The following is a 6,181-nucleotide window of genomic DNA, read 5'->3' as shown; positions in this document are numbered from 1 at the left end:
CAATCGTTCCCGTGTTCGTCGTCATCGTCCTCACCCCTGAGGCGGAGACCGTCCGCTAACGGAGTGTCTCAAACAACCGTGGGGCGGAGGACCCGCGAGGCGCCTTGTAAACTGATGCGGCTGCTTGCAGGACCGTGCTCTTCCCCGCACCGTTCTCGCCCACGATGGCGACGATCGGGAAGTTGAAGTCTACACGCTGGCCAGTCCAGCCTCGTATACCCGTGATCTCAATCCATTCGAGGCGCTTTGGCCAAGCTCCACCTGGGCTGCGCCAACGATTAATGAGCCTCCGCATCTCGTCGGACAATGCCACCCAACCCTCCTATCAGCGCAGCCAACCAAAGCTCAGGGGAGGAACGTTGGCAAGTTACTCGATCGCTTGACCGCTCCGACCTCCTCCACAAGAGCCGGGTCCGCTTGACCTAACCCTTTGTCAACATTTGGGTTTGCCCGGTAATCCTGGAATTCAAGTCCCCCAGCCAAAACCCGAGCTTTTCGCCGCCGGCAGGGCCCGAACTGGGTATGATGCCGGGTTTATGCTCTCCTGTATCCTAGGGGTGTATCCCACTTGGTCTTCGCCCGTGCGATCGGAGCGGGCGTGGCGAGCACTGGGACCGACCATCTCTACCGGCGCGGCGCGATCTACTGGTGGCGGCGCTGGCTGCCGACGGTATTGGGCCGGCGACGCACGCGGTTCTGCCGCTCGCTGCACACGCGTGATCCGGCCCTGGCCCGGCAGCGCGCCCGGCAGTTCTCGACCGCGTTCGACCGGGTTACGGTCCGGGCGATGGCCACCGAACGCCCGCTGACCCGCGAGGACCTCGCGCGCCTGCTCGACGACGTCTTCGTCCGCATCCTGCGCGACGGCGAGATCAGACGCGCCAGTGCGGAAAACGTCTACCGATCTTTGACTAGGGCGCTTATATGCACGGTGTGGATGTGGAGCAGGTGCGGTGACCATTCTCGATCGGTGGCGTCAGAACGAGGGGCGCGTCCGGCAGGCGGGGAAGCTAGCGCTCGAACAAGCCCGCGCCGCCGGCGTCCCTGCGTACTATCGCGATCCGGGTATCGGTGCCGGGATCATCCGGCAAATGCCCGATGGCTCTAGGAGCGTGGTGAGTGTTGCGGCGAACGAACTCGTGACCGGCGACAAAGCCAAGCGTGGGTGACGAGACCGCGCATCTACGATGCACGATCCTCGCGGGCCCCAACGGATCGGGAAAATCGACGATCCACGAGTTGTTGCGGCCGGACGGCCAATTCATCAATGCCGATGTGGTCGCCAGAAGGCTGAACCCGTCGCACCCTGAAGCCGCCTCCATGGAAGCAGGGCGCCTCGTGCTTGCTGCGCTCAAGAATGCAATCGATCGACGCGACAGCTTCGTTTACGAGACCACCCTCAGCAGCAGACAGTCACTTGGCGTCATGGACCGTTGCCGGAAGGCTGGATACAGGACCGCGCTGATTTTCGTCACGCTCGATAGTCCGGATCTGAACGTCCTGCGCGTTGCCGAGCGGGTCTCGCGCGGCGGCCACGCCATTCCCGAGGACGTCATCCGACGTCGCTACGACGCCGCGTTTCGCCGCCTGCCGGATGCCTTGCGGCTCGCCGACGACGCCTTGCTATTCGACAACAGCGGCCTCGAGCCGAGGATGCTTCTCAGTGTGGAGAAAGACCTGATTACCGAAAGCAGTCTTGACGGGGCAGTGCCACTGCATGCCCGGCTGGCCGAGGCAGTCTACCAAGCACTTGGCCTGACTGGTTTGCGACAGCAGACGACAACTAGGCAGGTCCCGCCAGTCAGTCGCCAACCGGTCTGACGGCCCGCGGCGTCGGCCAGAACGCCTGGGGCCTGCTTATCATCCGTTAAGTAAGGCCCCGTTTGAGAATGTCTCTGTTCTGGGATGGGCGACGCGCCGGAGCAGTAGCGCGCCCATGCTGAGGTAGATCATGGCCTCGGACACGTTGATGAGCTTCTCGTAGTCGCGCACCAGCCTACGCCAGCGCGTCATTCAGCCGAAGCTGCGCTCCACCACCCACCGGCACAGCAGCACCTGCATGCCTTTCTGGTTCGGCAGCTTGCGGGTTCTGTCAGACCTCGCGCCACTGACGGATTTGGTGGCCGCCGGGCAGCTGACGTAGCGTCGCCAGTCATCGCGGCGGGCGGGGTCTCAGGATGAAATGCGTCTTCTGTGGCTCGACTGCGGCGACCGAGCGGCCAGAGGTCACGGCGCGAGGCTACCGGCGGTTCCACTGCCGGGACTGTGGCCGGCAGTTCAATGAACCCACGGCGGCGTGCTGAGGTGATCCATCGCCGCAGTTCGTGGCGCAGGATCGAGGATGTTGAACTCGCCACCCTGAACTGGGTCGACTGGTTCAACCAACGGAGCCTGCTCGAGCCCATCGGCAATATCCCGCCCGCCGAGGCCGAAAACGCCTACTACGACGCGCTCGACGCCATGCCCGCCGCAGCGTAAAGACTCAAACCATCCGGTCTCCGGAAAAGCCGGCGCGGTTCAGACACCCCATCGCCAACCGCTTCCACGGAGCCTCCCCATGCCGACGGTGCCGCTGACCTGCTGCCTGTGCGATGGGCTCGAGCACGTCGCCCTGAGCGAGATCTGGTCGAGCCGCGAATTCTCGCTCGAGACGTGCTGCGAGGGGCTGCACGAGCAGATCTGCCGCGACATCGAGGATGACCCCCGTTGGGGTGCCGAACTGCTCCGGCGTCTCGGAGCCGGGGCGTTTTGCGGTGAGCGCCTGCGACGGGTCGCCGACGACGAGCTTGGCGGACTGGTTCTCGACTGGAAATTCCGCTTCGAGCCGATTTCCTTCCTCCGGGCGGCGCGCTTCGTGCAGCGTCACCACGAGCACTGCGACGCGCCGACCGGGTGGAAGTTCGGGCAGGGCCTGTTCAACGGCACGGAGCTGATCGCCGTGGTGATGGTCGGCAACCCGTTGTCGAGAGCCTATATGCATCGAGGATGGCTGGAAGTCACACGTCTCTGCGCCCGCCGCGACCGACCATCTGCCTTGCGTTGGAACGCCTGCAGCGCGCTTTACGGCTGGGCTGCCCAGGAAGCGATGCACAGGGGCGCCGAGAAGATCGTAACGTACACCCGCCACGATGAACCTGGAGCATCGCTGCGTGCAGCGGGCTGGGTCAACGAGGGACGTGCCGGTGGCCGGAGCTGGGACACACCGTCGCGGCGCCGGGCGCGCAATGCGCAGCCGATCGCGCGCATCCGGTGGGGGAAATGTCTTGGCCGGGGATCTCCCATGAGCGGAACTGCTGACCGGCTCGCTCAATGATGCGCGCCGCGGACACTATCGCCGCCGCGGTCGACCATCGCTGATAGGCTGCGTCCATCTCTCTCTGGGCCGCCAGCGGAGTGAAGCTGTCGAGGGCCGCTCGTTGGCTTTCCGTGGCTCTGTAGAGAATGTCCGAGAATTCAGACGTGACGCTGATGGCCCTCACCACCATCACGATACCCGTCCCCGTCGACCAGCACCGACGACATCAGGTAGCCTGTGGCCACTGCCGGCCTTGGGATCTCGCGCCTGGACGACTGCGCGAGCCCCAGCGAGTAGGGTGCCGTCGGACCAGGAGCTGGTCAGGAGATCAATGTCGTAGATCAGAAAAAGGACGTGGCTGCTGGCCTCAACCAGGCCGAACCGTATCTTGCCCTCCCTCGCACCCCGGATCTCTCGCGCGGTGGGCTCATTTGTAAACGTGCAGGAGGACACGACCTCCTGAATCGATCTGGAAACGAGCGCCCTCCGGTTGAGGCTTCGTCCAGCCGGGATATCGCTTGCCGGGCTCAATGGTGCGGCCCGGATCACTATGAGATTACATCGTCTGCCTGACGCCGGTGGAATACGGCGTCACGGCCGAGGATATCAAAAAGAAAGGCTGAACGCCGGCAACGTTGGTCAACGAATATGGTCAAGCCAACTGTTACCAAGAGCCTTGCCGCTCGAACTGATGGGCTTGCAGTAACCAGGAGTGATCCACCACCACCAAGAGGCAAAACTGATCATACTCAATGCCTCGGTGTTTAAAGAATTAATCTCACTACGGATGGACCTGTAAGTATCTACGTCATCTTGCGTTATCTCAAGATATCCTCTTTTTCGGGCAGTAACCTCGTGAGTCTCGATAGGGTATCAATTTTCATATTCGCGGAGTCGATCGCAAGTAAAAGCACTTGCGACGGGAAGCCCTTCGTTGGAACGGAGAATAACAGGCCGTTGCCAGCGTATTGCGCAGATATCGTGCTCACAAAAAATCTGTCTGGCGAGCCATTCCTTGCAATATCCGGAAGTCTGCCGAGATCGAGTGCCGTAATACTAGCCAGTCGACAGGCTTGCCTGCCAATGTTGAGATTTGCCGAACGTGTTGGAAAGTAATAAAACAAAAAGAATGCGCCTAATAACGAGGTAAACGAGTATTTGAAAATACGTCCCTTTAGCTCATCATAAACACAAAGAAGCGTAGACCGTTGGAGCGGACGCGAAGGTTTGTGAGCCGGATCCTCGTTTTCCTGCCCGACTGTCGGCGAATTCTGCAACGCCGGTTCGCCCTCAGGGTTCGGTTTATCGCCTATCGTCACTTGCGAAAATCTCCAAGGATAATATCAAAAATCTTTACCATATCAATTTCCAGTTGGCATAATCTATATTATACGACTACCGCACAATACGATTGTCACATTAGTAACGAACACAATATGACTGGAAGAGGAAGAAAGCAAGCCGGAGCAAGCCGCTCTGGCACTGAGCGGCCGGCCCCGCAAGGGTAAAGGCTCCGCCCGCGCTGCGCGCGCCCTTGCGGAGCCGCCCACTCCGCGCCCTCCGCGAGGGGTCTTCGAGGAGAAGACATCAGCGGAGAGAACGAGAAATGCGCAAGATCCTGACCATGTGGCTGCAGTTGATGGGCATTCTGGCCCTCGCATTCATTATGTTCGCGGCGATGGCCGCGCCCGGTTTCATCGACGACATGGATTCGATGGTCGGCCCCGCGCCGGTCGACGTCGTCGCGTCGCGCTGACGGAGGATCCAATGTCACAGATCGACCCTTCCCGCGCCACACCGGGGGACTGGCAGGTACGGCCCGGGCGGATGGCCATGTGCGGCGGCGAAAAACTTCAAACATTGCAGATCTGGACCCGCGAGAATACCGCGGTCGCAAAACTGCATCCGATCCAGGGCCTGCCCGAGGACCGCGAGGCGGTGGCGACCAACGCGCGTCTGATCGCCGCGTCGAAACCGATGGCCGAGATGCTGATGGAAGCGCTTCGCTATGAGGCTGACCAGTTTGATGGACATTGGGACCTACCCCTCGACGTGTCGGGCGCCGACCTGGTGGACTGGTTCACCGACTGGCGCGAGCGCGTCAAGCGGGTGCTCGATGTGCCCGGCTGACTCGGTCGATCCGGGCCGCCTCGAGGAGCGCGAGGTCATCCGTATCGAGCTGGCGGACGGCACCCGGCATACCGGATCGGTCACCATCATCGCCCGGAAGCATTACCTGATATGCCGAGGAGCCGGATACCCGCTCCATGGGCATGTCGAGGGGCCGCTCGAAGACCTGGCCATCGTCGACCTCACGACGCTGCAGACGCGGGCCGAGGTCTACGAGGAGTCACGTCGCCGGATGCTCGGCGAACGGATCCCGGGGGCCGAACCGGTGACGCGCGACGATTTCGAGCACCGGCTTCGGAGCATTGCCCGTGCCAGGGCCGGTTGCGGTGATGACTGGTCGCGTGAGTTGCAGATTACGCGTCAGTTCGACGAGCTTGCCGACCGTATCGGGCTCGCCAAAGCCAAGCGGCAGTGGATACTCAACGAGGAGCGCTTTCGACTTCGCTCGAACCGCGATCCGGAGATGCGTGACATCTGGGTCGCCGACGTCGCCTCGCCCTCTTGCCTGGCCCGGCCACGGCCGCAGGATTTCGATCCCGACCTGCGAACCCGTCGCCGGCGGAGCCCAATTCCCCCGGGGGCGCGCTCCGACCCCTTCGGTTTGCACAATGTTCTGAAGGCCATGAGACAGCTCGGCCTCAAGGCGCGGATCGATCGGCTTGGCGACCCGCCTCACCTACGCGGTCACATCCTGGTCAAGATGCCGATCAAGGGTCGCGCTCAGTTCGTCGCCATGGCCGAGCGCGACGATCCGGC

The 6,181-nt window shown here is 62.2% G+C and carries 7 protein-coding genes and 3 pseudogenes; 8 read left to right on the top strand and 2 right to left on the bottom strand.

The window, feature by feature from the left end:
• Nucleotides 1–55 precede the first annotated feature (55 nt).
• Nucleotides 56–295: an ATP-binding protein gene (locus FHR90_RS17830; protein WP_176621770.1), complete on the bottom strand. Its 240-nt coding sequence runs from the start codon at nucleotides 293–295 to the stop codon at nucleotides 56–58.
• Between the two features lie 303 nt (nucleotides 296–598).
• Here FHR90_RS17830 and FHR90_RS17825 point away from each other — a divergent pair.
• The 3 genes and pseudogenes from FHR90_RS17825 to FHR90_RS16800 form a co-directional block, all read left to right on the top strand.
• Nucleotides 599–763, top strand: a pseudogene (locus tag FHR90_RS17825) (DUF6538 domain-containing protein); the annotation flags it as partial.
• A gap of 190 nt (nucleotides 764–953) precedes the next feature.
• Nucleotides 954–1,169 (top strand): hypothetical protein, encoded by a 216-nt coding sequence (locus tag FHR90_RS16805; RefSeq protein ID WP_176621768.1) that lies wholly within the window; start codon nucleotides 954–956, stop codon nucleotides 1,167–1,169.
• A complete protein-coding gene (locus FHR90_RS16800) occupies nucleotides 1,162–1,821 on the top strand; it encodes a zeta toxin family protein (protein WP_176621767.1) in 660 nt (219 codons plus the stop codon). The genes FHR90_RS16805 and FHR90_RS16800 overlap by 8 nt, the downstream gene beginning before the upstream one ends.
• A 39-nt stretch (nucleotides 1,822–1,860) precedes the next feature.
• Here FHR90_RS16800 and FHR90_RS16795 read toward each other — a convergent pair.
• Nucleotides 1,861–2,067: pseudogene (locus tag FHR90_RS16795) on the bottom strand (transposase); the annotation flags it as partial.
• 231 nt (nucleotides 2,068–2,298) lie between these two features.
• Between FHR90_RS16795 and FHR90_RS16790 the strand changes: the two are divergent.
• The 5 genes and pseudogenes from FHR90_RS16790 to FHR90_RS16770 form a co-directional block, all read left to right on the top strand.
• A pseudogene (locus FHR90_RS16790) lies at nucleotides 2,299–2,478 on the top strand (IS3 family transposase); the annotation flags it as partial.
• 79 nt (nucleotides 2,479–2,557) lie between these two features.
• A complete protein-coding gene (locus FHR90_RS16785) occupies nucleotides 2,558–3,313 on the top strand; it encodes an XF1762 family protein (RefSeq protein WP_176621766.1) in 756 nt (251 codons plus the stop codon).
• A gap of 1,588 nt (nucleotides 3,314–4,901) precedes the next feature.
• Nucleotides 4,902–5,051, top strand: a complete 150-nt coding sequence (locus tag FHR90_RS16780; protein ID WP_176621765.1) for a hypothetical protein — start codon at nucleotides 4,902–4,904, stop codon at nucleotides 5,049–5,051.
• A gap of 11 nt (nucleotides 5,052–5,062) precedes the next feature.
• A complete protein-coding gene (locus FHR90_RS16775) occupies nucleotides 5,063–5,425 on the top strand; it encodes a hypothetical protein (protein ID WP_176621764.1) in 363 nt (120 codons plus the stop codon).
• Nucleotides 5,412–6,181 (top strand): hypothetical protein (locus tag FHR90_RS16770; protein ID WP_183275546.1); only part of this gene is annotated, 770 nt, incomplete at its 3' end. The genes FHR90_RS16775 and FHR90_RS16770, both read left to right, overlap by 14 nt.

Origin of the sequence: Endobacter medicaginis, from assembly GCF_014192375.1 — a bacterium.
Classification (GTDB): Bacteria; Pseudomonadota; Alphaproteobacteria; order Acetobacterales; family Acetobacteraceae; genus Endobacter; species Endobacter medicaginis.
The sequence above is the reverse complement of the archived record's forward strand: the minus strand, read 5'-3'. Positions and strand labels throughout refer to the sequence as shown.